Origin of the sequence: Luteimonas rhizosphaerae (genome assembly GCF_002849595.1) — a bacterium.
Lineage (GTDB): Bacteria > Pseudomonadota > Gammaproteobacteria > Xanthomonadales > Xanthomonadaceae > Luteimonas > Luteimonas cellulosilyticus.
Genome location: NZ_NRQR01000008.1, coordinates 177,057 through 191,908, shown reverse-complemented (window position 1 = coordinate 191,908; position 14,852 = coordinate 177,057). Strand labels below are relative to the sequence as shown.

8 protein-coding genes and 2 pseudogenes are annotated in these 14,852 nt (G+C 68.5%); 4 read left to right on the top strand and 6 right to left on the bottom strand.

The genetic code is table 11. From position 1 onward, the window contains the following. Positions 1 to 34 precede the first annotated feature (34 nt). The 4 genes and pseudogenes from CJ022_RS04310 to CJ022_RS04295 form a co-directional block, all read right to left on the bottom strand. A complete protein-coding gene (locus CJ022_RS04310; RefSeq protein WP_101925438.1) occupies positions 35 to 1,705 on the bottom strand; it encodes a glucoamylase family protein in 1,671 nt (556 codons plus the stop codon). Positions 1,706 to 1,789: 84 nt separating this feature from the next. Then, positions 1,790 to 4,784: pseudogene (locus CJ022_RS04305) on the bottom strand (TonB-dependent receptor). 188 nt (positions 4,785 to 4,972) lie between these two features. Next, positions 4,973 to 6,037 carry a LacI family DNA-binding transcriptional regulator gene (locus tag CJ022_RS04300; protein WP_101925437.1) on the bottom strand — a complete coding sequence of 355 codons (1,065 nt, stop codon included), beginning with the start codon at positions 6,035 to 6,037 and terminating at the stop codon, positions 4,973 to 4,975. Positions 6,038 to 6,241: 204 nt separating this feature from the next. Further along, positions 6,242 to 6,541 carry a YciI family protein gene (locus CJ022_RS04295; protein WP_101925436.1) on the bottom strand — a complete coding sequence of 100 codons (300 nt, stop codon included), beginning with the start codon at positions 6,539 to 6,541 and terminating at the stop codon, positions 6,242 to 6,244. A 393-nt stretch (positions 6,542 to 6,934) separates the two neighbouring features. Between CJ022_RS04295 and CJ022_RS04290 the strand changes: the two genes are divergently transcribed. From CJ022_RS04290 to CJ022_RS04275, 4 genes and pseudogenes are all read left to right on the top strand, one after another. After that, positions 6,935 to 7,867, top strand: coding sequence for a segregation and condensation protein A (locus CJ022_RS04290; RefSeq protein WP_101925435.1), 933 nt, complete (start codon positions 6,935 to 6,937; stop codon positions 7,865 to 7,867). A gap of 33 nt (positions 7,868 to 7,900) precedes the next feature. Beyond that, positions 7,901 to 8,797: pseudogene (scpB, locus tag CJ022_RS17760) on the top strand (SMC-Scp complex subunit ScpB); the annotation flags it as partial. A 23-nt stretch (positions 8,798 to 8,820) separates the two neighbouring features. Continuing rightward, positions 8,821 to 10,437, top strand: coding sequence for a pseudouridine synthase (locus tag CJ022_RS04280; RefSeq protein WP_101925433.1), 1,617 nt, complete (start codon positions 8,821 to 8,823; stop codon positions 10,435 to 10,437). A gap of 487 nt (positions 10,438 to 10,924) precedes the next feature. After that, positions 10,925 to 12,019 carry an NAD(P)/FAD-dependent oxidoreductase gene (locus tag CJ022_RS04275; protein WP_101925432.1) on the top strand — a complete coding sequence of 365 codons (1,095 nt, stop codon included), beginning with the start codon at positions 10,925 to 10,927 and terminating at the stop codon, positions 12,017 to 12,019. Positions 12,020 to 12,384: 365 nt separating this feature from the next. On the opposite strand, the gene CJ022_RS04270 is transcribed toward CJ022_RS04275, so the two are convergent. Both CJ022_RS04270 and CJ022_RS04265 read right to left on the bottom strand, forming a co-directional pair. Then, positions 12,385 to 13,521 carry a fatty acid desaturase family protein gene (locus CJ022_RS04270; RefSeq protein WP_199171432.1) on the bottom strand — a complete coding sequence of 379 codons (1,137 nt, stop codon included), beginning with the start codon at positions 13,519 to 13,521 and terminating at the stop codon, positions 12,385 to 12,387. 14 nt (positions 13,522 to 13,535) lie between these two features. Further along, positions 13,536 to 14,564, bottom strand: coding sequence for a ferredoxin reductase (locus CJ022_RS04265; protein ID WP_233198596.1), 1,029 nt, complete (start codon positions 14,562 to 14,564; stop codon positions 13,536 to 13,538). Positions 14,565 to 14,852: the final 288 nt, after the last annotated feature.

The window sequence follows — 14,852 nt, the reverse complement described above, 5'->3', positions numbered from 1 at the left end:
GAACCGGTTGCGATGCGACGCGACATCGGCATGCTCAGTCCGCCGGCTCGGGATCGGAGGCGCGGGCCGGCGGCGGCGCCGGGGCGCGATCGCTGCGGTCGCGCGTCTGGCTGGCGGCGCGCGATTCGGCGATGCCCATCGCACGCGCGGTCGCACCTTCGGTATCCGGCGGGCCGGAATCCTTGGGCTCGTCCTCGCCGGCGAGCCAGCCACCGGTGAAGCCGGCACGCTCCAGGCCCGCGCGGATGTACGGATTCTTCTTCATCACGTTCCAGACGAAGTCATTGCGGTAGTTCGCGATCATCGCCAGGATCGGCCCCTGGTCGATGGCGATGTAGTCGCTGGCGACCCAGCCCTTGCCCGGCACGATGCGCCCCGTCTTCAGCGGCACGCCTTCGTAGGTGAAGCTGGGATTGAAGGAATCGAGGAAACCATAGCTGGAGTACAGGAAGTCGCCGTAACGGCGATGCAGTTCCTCGGTCGCCGGGATGACGATTTCCGGCGCGAAGGCGACAGACGCGACCGCGGCAGTCGGTGCGATGGTGCCGTCGTCGAAGGCGACATCGAGACCCGCGCCGCGCGCGCTGTAATGGCGGAACTCGCGCTGCTCGCCGTTGTAGTCCTGGTCGGTGCGCTGCGGGCCGTCGCTGGCCGTCAGGCCCCAGACGTTCTCGCCATAGTCTTTCCAGCCCATCGGATTGTCGATCGCATACTGGCGCTGCGCGTAGGTCGCGCGCCGGCTGTTCTCGAAGTAGTCGATGCCGCGGCGGCGCATGTAATCGTCGCGGATGCCGCGGAAATCGACCCACACGTGCGTGTACTGGTGGCCGAAGTGCGGCGCGAAGCTCAGGTATTCCTGACCGCGGAACACGCCCCAGGACTTGTCGTAGGTGCGCGTCCACACTTCCCAGGCCTCGGGGCCGACCGGATGTGTCGGCGAACCCAGGGCGAGGATGTAGACCAGCATGGCCTCGTCGTAACCGCTCCAGTCGTGCTCGATGAAGCCGCTCTCGGGATACCAGCCCATCGAGATCAGCGGCGCCCGCTGCTGCAGGAACGGCCAGCGCACGTTGCGGTACAGCTGGTCGGCGAGCTCGCGGATCTCGACCTCGCGCGGATCGTCGCGATCGTAGTACGACTGCGCGAACAGCACGCCCATCATCATCAGCCCGGTGTCGACGCTCGACAGCTCGACCCAGGGCTCGAAGCGATGGCCTTCGTCCATGTCGATGAAGTGATAGAAGAAGCCCTGGTGCCCGCCGGTGCCGGTCGCCTGCGGTCCCATCTTCACGTCACGGAAGAACTGCAGCGTCGTCAGCGTGCGGTCGACGGCCTGCGTGCGGCTCACCCAGCCGCGCTCGATGCCGATCGGATACGCCGTCAACGCGAAACCGACCGCCGCGATGCTGGAAAACGGACGCGAGGGGAACCGGTCCGGCGTCAGACCGTTGACCTCGTTGGTCGTGTCCCAGAAATACTGGAACGTGCGGCGCTCGATGTCGGCGAACAGCGGCGGCAGTTCGGGCGGCCCCTGCGGCACGACCTCTTCGGGCTCGACCACCTGCTCGGGCGTCTGCGCGATCGGGCCCGGGGTAGGCGGCGGCACGGCGGGTGCTTCCGGCTCCTGCTTGCCGCAGCCTGCCACGAACAGCGCGGCACAGGCCACGAACATCAGAAGGAACAACACCCGGAGACGTGCATGCATCGTTGGAAAACCTCGCGGTGAAATCGTTTTCAGTGCCAAGTATAAAACTGCCGGTCACCCGAAGGGGACCGGCAGCGTGAGGTCTTACCAGTCGAGACCGAACGACAGCTTGAACGTGCGCGTGGGCAGCAGGATCTCGTTGCCGCTGCGCGAGCCGAAGTTCTCGTTCACGTCGAGCGCCGGGGCGTTGATGTCCCACCCACCGCGGTTGAGGTCGTACTGGTTCCAGTTACGCCAGTTGAACGCGTTGAGGACATCGGCGCGGATCTTAAACGAGATATCCGTTCCGGTGTCCCAGCGCCGTTCCAGTGTAGGGATCGTAGAAGCAATAGGGATTGCCAGGCGCCGGGTCCGCGACGCAGTTGGTCGCGAGACGCGGAGTCGGACTCGCTACGATCAACTTGGCGCTGAACGTGGTCGCCCAGGGCAGCTCGTAGATGCCGGACAGCACCAACCGGTGCCTGGCGAGGCCCGTGGATCGATAGAAACGCTGATCGACGCGCGAACCGTCGAAATAGAACGACTCGCCGTTCGATGCATCCGACCGGTTTTCCTCGGCATCGCTGAAGGTGTAGGCGACATTGAAGCCCCAGCCCGAATCCTCCGTGTAGGGCTTGTCGATCGACAGCAACAACGAGTTGAGGTTGTACTCGATGCCGTTGTCGCCAAGGATCAGGTTGCCGTAACCGGGGATCGGCTGACCGAACGGCACACCGCCCCAGGTCGCGTCCGGCGCGCCGGCGATCTGATGGAAGCTGCCGTCCGCATACCGGTTGCCCAGTCGGAAATAGATGCCCTCTCGGCTGCGGATGTGCGCGACCGTCGCCGAGGTGCTCCAGTTGTGCCCCATCACCATCCACTGGCTGCGGATGCCGAGACTGAACTGGTCGGAATACGGCGTCTTCAAATCATTGTTCAGCGCGTACACCTCACCGCCCGAGCGCGGATTCGCCGCGATGTACGCGGCGACGCCTTCGGGCGTCAGCAGGGCCGGGTCGAAGGGTACGCAGTTGGAAGCGGTGGCGGGATCGCATTCGTGCAGCGGCGTATCGAACAGGACCTCGTAGCTCGTGAATGCACCGCCGTAATACTCGCGCGCCATCTGGTCGAAGATGTTGCGGTCGTAGGCCCGGCCGGCGCCGCCGAACAGCACATGGCTCTCGTCGCCGCTGAGGTCGTAGGAGAAGCCGAGACGCGGCTGCCACGCGTTCTTCTGGTTCCGGCGGTTCTGGCCGGTGCTGATGAAGTCCTCGCGGTTGTAATCGGCATTGTCGAGATTGCTCCAGCCGCGGATGGCTGCCGCGACGCCCGGATCCATGACGTTGTCCGTGTAGCTCGGATTGTCCTCGTAATCCCAGCGGAGACCAAGATTCAGCGTCAGACGGTCGGTGGCCTCCCAGTCGTCCTGGATGTAGATGCCGAACTGCTTGTTGCTCGATTCCACATTCGGATTGCGGCCTGCGAGCGGCGCCGAGAACGTGATCCGATAGGGCTGCGTGAGGCTCTCGTTGACATCGTAGAAATACTGCGGGAACGGCGGGTTCTGCTGGAACGCATTGAGGTCCACCTGCTTGTATTTCACGCCCATCTTGATCGTGTGGCCTTCCCAGCCGAAGAACGTCAGGTCGTTCTGCAGACCGACGCCGCGCTGCCCCTTGTCCTGGAACGTCGGACCGCCGCCCACGTTGAGCACACCCAGCCGCAGGTTCGCCGGATTGTTGGGATCGACGATCGTGTAACGCTGACCCGGCGCGGCGGTCACGGGAACGGGGTTGTAAGCCGCCTCTTCGAACGTGATGTGGGCGTCGTTCAACCAGTTGGTCGTGTTGAACTGGTAGCGCAGGTCTGCCCGCGTCTCGTCATTGGTGAAGTTGGTCGCAAACGACGGGGTACTGATGTCATCGCCCGGATTGATCGAATCTTCCTCGCGATAACGCAGCGACAGCTCGATCAGATGGGCTTCGGCCAGCTGCAGGCTGAGCTTGCCGAAATAGAGATCCTGGTTGAACGGCACGCTGTACCCGCCGTACAACCCCGCCAGATCCTGCGGCAACACCGACGGATCGAAGACCGTCGGCGGACGCGTGTCCTTGGGGACCACGAAGTCCTTGGCGTCATAGGCCACGAAGAAGTGCAGGCGATCCTGGATGATCGGGCCACCCAGCGTGACGCCGTACTGCTCCGTCACCTGGTCCTGCTGCACACCGTCCTGGATCTCGCGGGGCGTACGCGCCGACCACTCGTCAGACGTGCGGTCCCAGAAGAAGCTGCCGGAGAAATCGTTGGTGCCCGACTTCGTCACCGCGGTGACCGCCGCGCTGCTGATCTGGTCGTACTCGGCCTTGTAGTTCGAGGTGATGACCTTGTACTCGCCGATCGCGGACTGCGGGAACGGATTGCCACGGCTGTCGTCCTGGCCGGTGATGCCGCCCGGCGTGACGTAGTTCTTCTGGCCGACGCCATCGATGAACACGTTGATGTTGCTCGAGCCCTGCGCACCGCTGCGCAGCTGCGACTCCGTGCCGTTGGGGGAATTGACGAACTGCATGCCCGGCACGGTGTCGGCGAAGGCGAGGAAGTTGCGCGAGTTCTGCGGCAGGGATTCGATCTGCTTCTGCGACACGTAGGTCGCGATTTCCGAGGTCTTGGTCTCGACCAGCACATCGGCGGTCACGGTCACGGCATCGAGGTCCGTCGCTTCGCCGCCAGGCGCCGCTTCGGCCACGCCACCGACGCCCAGATTCAGCGTCGCGGTCTGGCCGATGGCGACCGTCGCGGTCTGCGAACTGGTCTGGCCGTTGGCGGTCACGTCGATCCGGTACGTTCCGGGCGGCAGGCCGACCAGGTTGTAGGTGCCGTTGCTGCCGAGCCCGACGCTGCGGGTCAATCCTGTGCCGGTGTTCGTCGCGGTCACGCGCGCTTCGGTGGCCGGTGCCGAGTCGACCATCACCTGGCCGCGGATCGTCGCCGACGTGGACTGGGCCAGAGCTGCGGGCGCCGCCAGGAACAGGCAGCTGGCCAGCGCACCGCTGAGCAGGGACCGGGCCATCGGCCGGGAAAAGACGGACGTTTGCTTCATGGCGTTCTCGTAATCAAGGGGATTCGACCGTGACGCACGGAGGCGCGTCCCGGCACAACAGGGGGATCAGGGATGAAGCAGGCGGACACCGGCGTCAGGTATGCGGACCGGGCCGGCACGCGCGCCGCCGCGGAACGATCTTTGAAACGTTCGGATGCATGGTTGCCCCTCCCAAGGCCACACAACACTCAACGCATAACGGTCGCGCCTCGCTCGGCGGGTCGCGACGTGGACACCGTGGACAAGGACCCCGAGCGGCGGCTGCCGCAGGAATCCCGCACCACCAGTTCGGTCTGCAGCGACATGGCACCCGGAACGGATGCGGCGGGTGCCGCTTCGATGTCGAGCAGGGTCTTGATCGCGCGCGCGCCGAGTTCGGCGATGTCGACGCGCATCGTCGTTAGCGCGGGGTGAACGTAGCGTGCAAGCGGGATATCGTCGAAGCCCACGACGGCGACTTCATCGGGCGTTTTCAGACCGCCGCGGCCCAGTGCGTACAGGCATCCGATCGCCATCATGTCGTTGGCGGCGAAGATGGCATCGGGCCGCGCATCCGCCGCCAGCAACGCCTGCCCTGCCTGATGGCCGGAGTCTTCGTCGAAACGGCCCGGCAGCACCCAGGGCTCCAAGCCCGCACCGGCTTCGTCCAGTCCGTCGCGATAGCCGCGCAGTCGTTCGCGCGCGTCGTCGTTGTCTTCGGGTCCGGCGATGAACGCGATGCGCCGATAGCCGGCGGCGATCAGGTGCCGCGTCATCGCGAGTGCGCCGCCGTGGTTGTCGATGCCCAGTGCCGCGTGGCCTTCGCTGCGCGCGGCGTTCATCAGCACGAGCGGCAGGCTGGCGTCGACGTTCTGCGACAGGAAGTCCGCATCGTGCAGGTAGGGTGACATCAGCAACAGGCCGTCGACGCGACCGCGCATCGCCCGCAGCGCCGCGCCCTGGGCTTCCGGATTGCCGTGATAGCTCGACACCAGCAGGTGCTGGCCGCGCACCCGCGCGACCTGGTCGATGCCGCGCATCAGCTCCGAGAAGAACTCGCCGTGCAGGTCCGGCAGCACGACGCCGATCGTCTGGGTGCGCCGGCTGCTGAGGCTGCGCGCGGCATGGTGCGGGCTGTAACGCAGCTCGGCGGCCACCGCGAGCACGCGCTTGCGCACTGCCTCGGCGACGTTCTGATGGCCGTTGAGCGCGCGCGAGACGGTCGCGACCGACACGTTCGCGCGCTGCGCGACATCCTTGATGGTGATGCTCACACCGCCCTCCGCGGTTGCGTGATGCGGCGAATGTAAGCGTTTTCAGATCATCAAGCAAAGAAACTGCAATGAAATGAATATGTTGCGCCGCACCAACCTGCCGGGGCGATGTGACGGCGGCACGGGCGGCCCGCCCTGCACAGGGTGCGAACCCGCGCGTGCGCGGCTTCGACGCTTGCTCGCCGTGTGCGGAGCACCCCCGGATCAGGGCAGCACGCGCCGGAACGGACGCACGTCGACGCGGGCGTACACCCCCGCCGCGACGTAGGGATCGGCGTCGGCCCAGGTGCGTGCCTCGGCCAGCGAGGCGAACTCGGCGATGACGATGCTGCCGCTGAACCCGGCCGGGCCCGGCTCCTCGGCGTCGACCGCCGGGCACGGGCCCGCGATCAGCAGGCGCCCCGCCTCGCGCAGCGCGAGCAGCCGGTCCAGATGGGCGGCGCGCGCCGCCAGGCGTGCGTCCAGAACGTCGTCGCCGTCATGTCCTTCGATCGCGTACCACATGCAGATTCGTCCCGTGCGGATGGCCCGGCAGTGTAACGAGCATGTGCGATGCGCCAAGGCTGGACAGCGCCCGCAACGCCGCTATACCCTGTGCCCCAGATTCCCGGCCAGTTCACCGCAACGATGGCGCCCAGGCGCTCCCCGTCCAGCGGTCACACCCGGCCCGGTCCGACGCCTCTTCCCGCCCGCCCCTGTTCCCGCCAGGTGCGTGTCGTGCATGGAACGATCGACCGCAGACGTCCTCGAAGCACCTTGCGTTTCCGCGACGGCCGATGCCGCGCGACCGAATCCCGATGCCGCGTTCCCGCGGCCGGACCAGCCCGCAGTCGTGTCCTGTCGTGACGCGCCGCCCGTGAACCAGTTGTCGTGTGACCCGGAGGGGTCGCGAACCGAATGACCCAAGCCGCTACCGATGCCGCGCCTGTCGCGGGCGCCCCCGGCGCGAGCCCCCAGCAGCAGGAGATGCCGCTGGCGGTGGTGCACGGCCAGCCGGTGCTGCAGATACCGCAGGATCTGTACATCCCGCCGGACGCGCTGGAAGTCATCCTCGAGGCCTTCGAAGGCCCGCTCGATCTGTTGCTGTACCTGATCCGTCGCCAGAACCTCGAAATTCTCGACATTCCGGTCGCCGACATCACCCGGCAGTACGTCGACTACATCAGCGTCATGCAGGAACTGCGCTTCGAGCTGGCGGCCGAGTACCTGGTGATGGCCGCGATCCTCGCCGAGATCAAATCGCGGATGCTGCTGCCCCGCCCGCCCAGCGAGGACAGCGACGAGAACGATCCGCGCGCCGAGCTGGTGCGCCGGCTGCAGGACTACGAACGCTTCAAGCAGGCGGCCGAAGACATCGACCGCCTGCCGCGACAGGACCGCGACACCAGCCCCGCGTCCGCGCTGCTGCCCGAGCGTCCGGCGAACCGCGAACCCCCGCCGGTCGATCTGCGCGAGATGCTGCTGGCGCTGCACGATGTGCTCAAGCGCGCCGAGCTGTTCACCGGCCACGCGATCCGTCGCGATGCGCTGAGCGTGCGCCAGCGCATGGGCGAAGTGCTGACGCGGCTGACCGGCGGCGCCTTCCACCGCTTCGAGTCGCTCTTCGACCCGTCCGAAGGCAGGCTCGGTGTCGTGGTCACGTTCCTGTCGGTGCTGGAGCTGACCAAGGAACGCCTGCTCGACATCGTGCAGGAGGCGCCACTGGCACCGATCTACATCAAGTCGCTGGCCGACGCCGAGGAAAACGGCACGGCGCTGCAGTTCTCCAGCGAGTTCGACGACGACGTCCCGTCCGACCACGACGGCAGCGATGCCGACGCGGCCCGCTGACCTTCCCATCCGAACGAGTCTCCCCTGCGCACGATGGACCAGTCCCTGATCACCCGTATCGTCGAGGCCGCGCTGCTGGCCGCGACCCAGCCGCTGACGGCCTCGCAGCTCGGCGCGCTGTTCACGCTGGACGAAGCCTTGCCCGATGGCGCCATCGAGGCGGCCCTCGACACCCTGCGCGCCGACTGCGAAACACGCGGCGTCGAACTGGTCGAGCTCGCCTCGGGCTGGCGCTACCAGGTCAAGCCGGACGTGCACGGCTGGGTCGCGCGCCTGTGGACCGAGCGCCAGACCAAGTACACGCGCGCCACGCTGGAAACGCTGGCGCTGATCGCCTACCGCCAGCCGATCACGCGCGGCGAGATCGAGCAGGTCCGCGGCGTCGCCACCAACAGCAACATCATCAAGGCGCTGGAAGAGCGCGAATGGATCCGCGTCGTCGGCCATCGCGACATGCCGGGCCGTCCGGAACTGCTGGGCACGACCAAGGGCTTCCTGGACTACTTCGGTCTCAAGCGCCTCGACGAGCTGCCGCCGCTGTCGGAGCTCAAGGACTTCGCCGAGCTCGACCCGCAGATGCGCTTCGCCAGTGACGACGGGCCGCGTCAGGTCGGTGGCATCACCGCGAATGCGGACGACCACGGCGACGCGGCACAGGACCTGACGGACGACGCAGCAGACGCACCCGACGCCGACGCGCACGACGATACCGACGCCCCGCACCACGGCGCCGTCGACGACGCGGCGCGCGACGCCACCGGCACCGGCGAGACCGCCGGGACCGCGGCCTCGACCGTGGAAGACACCGATCACGACCGCACGAACGACACCGGCGACGTCGACCCCGACATCGCCCCACCCGACCACCACGACACGGACGCCGACACCGGCGACCAGGATCCCGAACCACAAGACGCCCTCGCCGTAGACGGCGACAGCGACCGGAGCACTTCATGACGCAGCATCGCAATTCCCCCGACAAGCCCGCCCGCAGCCCGCTGACGCTGAAGCGAGGCGAGACCCCGGCGGCCGACGCCGCCCCCAAGCTGGAGGAGCGCCTGCACAAGGTGCTCGCGCAGGCCGGCCTCGGCTCGCGCCGCGCGCTGGAACAGCGCATCGCCGACGGCCTGGTCAAGGTCAACGGCGAGACCGCGCAGACCGGCATGAGCGTCAAGGGCGGCGACCGCATCGACCTCGACGGCCGCAGCTTCGTCGCCAGCGCGCTGACCGAGCCGGCGCGGGTGCTGATCTACAACAAGCCCGAAGGCGAAGTCACGACCCGCGAGGATCCCGAAGGTCGACCGACGATCTTCGACGCCCTGCCCGCCCTCAAGGGTGCGCGCTGGATCGCGATCGGCCGCCTCGACATCAACACGACCGGGCTGCTGCTGCTGACCACCGACGGCGAACTCGCGAACGCGATGATGCATCCCTCCTACGAGGTCGAACGCGAATACGTCTGCCGCGTGCGCGCGCCCGAAGGCGAGGACGACGTGTCCGACAAGCTGGTCGACCGCCTGCAGCGCGGCGTCGCGCTGGAGGACGGCCCGGCCAAGTTCGACGAGATCAAGCGCATCGGCGGCACGGATTCGCACGACTGGTTCCAGGTGCTGCTCAAGGAAGGCCGCAACCGCGAAGTGCGCCGCCTGTGGGAATCGCAGGGATGCCAGGTCAGCCGCCTCAAGCGCGTGCGCTACGGCAACGTGGTCCTGCCGCAGCCGTTGCTGCGCGGGCAGTCGCAGGAACTGCCGGACGCCCAGGTCGAAGCGCTGCGCAAGGAGCTCAAGCTCGAGGAAGGCCCGCCTCCGGCACTGACGCTGCAGCCGGTCATCGGCCAGCGCAAGGCCGCCAAGTCGACGGTCAACTTCAATTCCGGCAACGCCTACGTCAACGGTCACAACAGTGGCGCCGACGAAGGCCGCGAGCTGCGTCGTTTCGATCACGTGCGCGAAGACCGCGGCCGCGGTCGCGGTGGCCCGCGCAAGCCGCACGGTGGCCTGACGGTCAGCGGCGACGCCGCGGCCAAGCAGTCGCAGAAGCCGTTCAAGCAGCGCGCCGACAAGGGCAACCGGGCATTGCCGGAAGGCAATCCCGCCGCTTTCCGCACCTGGTACGTGCCCGATGGCGTCGAGACCGGTCCGAGCGGGCATCGCAATGCCGACGGCCGCGGCCCGAAGAAGCCGTATGGCGGCGCGGGCGCCGGTGCGAAGAAGCGTGGTCCGGGCGGCCCCGGTGGCGGTGGACAGGGTCCGCGTGGCGCCGGTGGTGGCCAGGGCGCGTGGCCGCGTCAGGGCAGCGGTGGTGGTGGCAACAGCGGCGGCGCGGGTCGTCCGCGCGCGCCCTACGGACATCCCGACAGCGCCCCGTCGTTCCCGTCCGATCATGCCAATCCCGGCAGCTTCAATCCGAACGCCGCGCCGCGCGGTCCGCGCCCGGGTCCGGGCGGCGGCAACCGGGGTCCGAAGGGACCGGGTGCGCGGGGTCCGGGTGGCGGCGCGGGCAATCGCGGTCCGGGCGGTGGTCGTCCGCCGGGCGGCGGCAATCGCGGCCCGCGGGGTGGCGGTCGCTGACCGTCTGAACTCGCACGCTGCAGCGCACAGGGCCTTCGGGCCCCGTGTCGTGTCCGGGGTGCGGAAGACCCGTTCACCGACGCGGCAATCGGTGCTGCAGACGCGCGCGCGATCCGGCGCCAACGCACTTCACGCGGCGATGTCGACGCGCGCACGATGCTCTGCAGAAGCGCGCTGGCGCGCGAAGCCGCAGCGCCTGACCGACGGGCCGCGCAAGACCTGCACGTCCCCGACATCGCGTGCGAGCGCGCTCCTGCAGACGAAGCGCCCGATGCGCTGGCCATGCGCGTCCGGCAGACCGCGTGCATGACAGGGCTATCCGCACCAGCTGGACGCGAGCAAGCGGCAGCTTCTGCCTCGGCCAGATCGGGCAACCCACGACGCCCGGCACAGCTGTTGCCACTTCGCCTTCGCTTCACGTCCCCGCCATCGGCGCTCCACCGCGCCACGCGATGCTGCCCCGTCTTTCAAGCGGGGCAGCACGGATATGGCGGCATGCGACTGGGACGTGGTGATCGTGGGCGCGAGCTTCGCCGGCGCGGCGTGTGCGCTCGCGGCGCGCGAGGCCGGGCTGCGGGTCTGCGTGCTGGAGCGCAAGCACGACCCCGGCATCCGCCTGCACACCACCGGCATCATCGTCGCCGAAGCGTTCGCCACCACGCGGCTCGGCCGCATGCCCGCGCATCTGTACCGGCCGGTGCCACGGGTGCGCCTGTACGCCCCGCGGCTCGCCAGCCTGCCGCTGCAGGCCGACGACCACGCCTTCCTGACCACCGACACGCCGAACGTATTGCGCTGGCTGGCCGGCGAGATGCGCGACGCCGGCGTCGACCTGCGCTTGATGCAGTCGTTCACCGATGCCGCGCGCGTCGGCGACGGCTGGCAGGTCCAGGGGTTGGGCAGCTCGCGCTGGCTGATCGGCGCGGACGGCGCCAAGTCGCGCGTCGCCCAACGCGCCGGGCTCGGCCAGGTGGACGCCTTCCTCTACGGGATCGAACACGAATTCGCCGGCGCCACGCTCGACGAGCCCGAAGCGCTGCACTGCTTCATCAGCCGCGCGCTGGCGCCCGGCTACATCGGCTGGGCCGCGCAATCGCCGACCGGGGTGCAGTTCGGCCTCGCGTTCCGGCACCGGGCCCACCGGCGCGGCGTGCCCGACATCGACACGCTGCGTGCGCGGGTCGGCGCGCGACTGGGCCTGCCGGCGGACCGGCAACCGGATGCAACCCGGGCCGGCCTGATTCCCTGCGGGGGACCGGTGGCCCGCCTGGCCGCGCCCGGTGTGATCCTGACGGGCGATGCGGCCGGCATCGTGTCGCCGTTGACCGCCGGCGGCATCCACTCGGCGTGGGCGCACGGCTGGACCGTCGGCGAAGCGATCGGCCGGCATCGACGCGGGCTCGGCGACGCGCCCGAGCGCGTGGCCGAACGCGCGGCGCCGCGCTTCCGCAGCAAGCGCCTGCTGCGCTGGGCCTTCGATCGCCTGCAGATGGACTGGCCGGTCGATGCGCTGCTGCATTCGCCGCTGCTGCGACGCGCCGCGGAGCAGGTGTACTTCCATCGACGTGGACGGCTGCCGTGACGCGGGCGTGGGTCGTGCCGTCGCAACTGCGAGCGACCGATTGAAGGCCTGCGCGCGCTGGCGCTGCGAGCGACCGAGTGAGCGGTCGTCTCGCAGGATGCATTGCATGCGCCGCCAGATCCGTGGATCACCGCCTGTGGGAGCGAACGGCCGGCTTCGACTGCGGCGCCCCCCTCCCCGCACTCGCTCGGGCTTCCGTATCGCGTGCGCAGCACCAGGCAAGGCGCGGCTGCGCGTCGTGGAACGCGCACGCGAGGCACGCGCGCCTTGCACCGCCGTCACCCATCCAAAAAAAAGCGCCCAGCTTTCGGGCTGGACGCGTTTGTCGAAGTGCCGGCCTCGGACCTGGACGCAGGTCCCCGTGATCAGGCTTCCTGCAACTGCCCCGTGGCACGCAGCCGGCGCGGGCGGCTGGGGAACGCATGCCGCACGATCCGCCACATCACCTCGCCGAACTGCCGCGGCAGCGAACCGGTGTTGTACGGCTGGCCGTAGCGCGTGCAGATCTCGCGGACTTCGTGCGACAGCTTGCCGTAGCGATGCGCCGGCACGTCCGGGAAGAAGTGATGCTCGATCTGGTGGCTCAGGTTGCCCGTCAGCAGGTTCATCAGACGGCCACCGCCGATGTTCGACGAACCGCGCAGCTGGCGCATGTACCAGTGGCCACGCGATTCGTTGCGGATCGATTCCTTCGGGAAAGTCTCGGCGTCGGCGGTGAAATGCCCGCAGAAGATCACCACGTACGTCCACACGTTGCGGATGCCGTTGGCGACCAGGTTGCCCAGCAGCACCGGCAGGAAGAACGGACCGGCCAGCGCGGGGAACAGCACGTAGTCCTTCAGTAGCTGGCGGCCCATCTTGCGGCCCACCGGCGCGAAGTCGCGGCGCATCTTGCCCTTGGGCATCTTGCCGGCGAAGAAACGGCCCAGCTTCAGTTCCTGGATCGCCACGCCCCACTGGAAGTACAACGCGAACACCACGGCGATGAAGGGCTGCATCAGGTAGAACGGGCGCCAGCGCTGCTCGGGGAAGATGCGCAGCAGGCCGTAGCCGATGTCGTCGTCCATGCCGCGCACGTTGGTGTAGGTGTGGTGGCGGAAGTTGTGCGAATGGCGCCAGTTGTCCGACGTCGCCACGATGTCCCACTCGTAGGTGTGGCTGTTGAACTGCGGGTCGCCCATGAAGTCGTACTGGCCGTGGATCACGTTGTGGCCGATCTCCATGTTCTCCAGGATCTTCGCCAGGCCCAGCATCAGCGCGCCCAGGATGCAGGCCGGCCACAGCAGCCACGGCACGAACGCACCGCCGACCGCGCCGACCATCAGCAGCGCGCGGCCACCGAAGCCGATGTAGCGCATCCAGCGCACCACGTTGCGGATGTAGTCGGCATCGACCTTGCCCACCTGCGCCATCGTGCGCGTGTGCAGCGCATCGAGTTCGGCACCGAAGGCTTCGAGTTCCTGGGGGCCCATGCGGCGGGCGGCGGTTGCGGCGTTGGTCATGGTGACTCCGGACATCAGAGATCGAGAACGAGATCGGTCACTGCGCTGCTGACGCACAGCTTCAGTGCCTGGGTGGGTTCGCCGTTGACGGCGCCGGTACGCAGATCGCGCGCGGTGCCGCCGGCCTTGCCGCAGGCGCAGGTGTTGCAGATGCCCATGCGGCAGCCGTAGCGCGGCTTCACGCCTTCCGCCTCGAGCGCCGGCAGCAGGGCGACGCCACGCGGCAACTGCAGCGCGCGGCCACTGCGTGCCAGCGTCACCGACACCGTGCCGGTGTCGTCGGCGGGCGGCCGGGGCGGCGGCGTGAAGGCCTCGGTCCGCAGCAGCGGCGCGCGGTCGGCCACCACAGCTTCCACATTGGAGATGAAGCCGCCCGGGCCGCATGCGTAGACATGACGCCCGGCCAGATCCGGCACCAGCGCGTCGAGCAGCGCCGTGTCGATGCGACCGGCAGCTTCATCCGCCGCGACCGGCTCGTCGCCGGTCAGCACGAAGCGCACGACCAAATTCGCGTGGCGCGACGCCAGCTGGCGCAGCTCGTCGGCAAAACAGAATTCGGCGCGGGTGCGCGCCCAGTACAGCAGGGTCACCGGGGCCGGCACGCCCTGCGCGGCCAGCTGCCGCACCAGCGCCATCAACGGCGTGATGCCGCTGCCGCCGGCCAGGAACAGCCGCGCCTCGGTGGCCTGCGCGGGCACCAGCAACTCGCCGAAGCCGGCGCCGATGTCGAGCACGTCGCCGACCCGGGCACGATCCAGCAGATGCCGGCTCATGCGGCCCCCGTCGACAGCCTTGATCGTGACCGTGAACCGGCCGTCCGCGCCCACAGGCGCATCCAGGCTGTAGCTGCGGGTCACGCGGATACCATCGATGTCGGCGCCCAGATTCACGTGCTGGCCCGGCAGCGCGCCGGCCCAGTGCCGGTTCGGCTTCAGGGTCAGCGTGACGGCGCCGGCCGCGGCCGGTGCGTGACCGACGATGCGGGCGAGCGGCCGCTCCCAGGTCCACGTGGGATGCAGGCGCTGGGCCCAGAAGTCGAACACCGGCGGGGCAACGAATGGCGTGGCAAGCCGGCGCAGACGACTGCGCGGACGTGCGGAGATTGGCGTGACGGCTGACATGGGAGACGACTGTACAGACATCCGCACGGCTGTGTATACACGTGTGCAGTAATTCCGCAGTGCAGCAGGCGCGGCGTTCAGGCGCGCCCGCGCAGCCACGCGGAACGGTAGGCCGGAACGGCTTGGGAGAGGCATCGCGGAAACGGGTCGAAGGGACCACGCTGGTATGCTGGCCCACCGACGCACCGGCGCCAGCTCTTGTCCCTTCGC

Excerpts from the sequence above, each read along its gene's own strand:
- CJ022_RS04310 (WP_101925438.1), bottom strand. The coding sequence starts at position 1,705 with ATGCATGCACGTCTCCGGGTGTTGTTCCTTCTGATGTTCGTGGCCTGT.
- CJ022_RS04295 (WP_101925436.1), bottom strand. The coding sequence starts at position 6,541 with ATGTGGTACGCGATCGAAGGACATGACGGCGACGACGTTCTGGACGCA.
- CJ022_RS04270 (WP_199171432.1), bottom strand. The coding sequence starts at position 13,521 with ATGACCAACGCCGCAACCGCCGCCCGCCGCATGGGCCCCCAGGAACTC.
- CJ022_RS04275 (WP_101925432.1), top strand. The coding sequence starts at position 10,925 with ATGGCGGCATGCGACTGGGACGTGGTGATCGTGGGCGCGAGCTTCGCC.
- CJ022_RS04290 (WP_101925435.1), top strand. The coding sequence starts at position 6,935 with ATGACCCAAGCCGCTACCGATGCCGCGCCTGTCGCGGGCGCCCCCGGC.
- CJ022_RS04280 (WP_101925433.1), top strand. The coding sequence starts at position 8,821 with ATGACGCAGCATCGCAATTCCCCCGACAAGCCCGCCCGCAGCCCGCTG.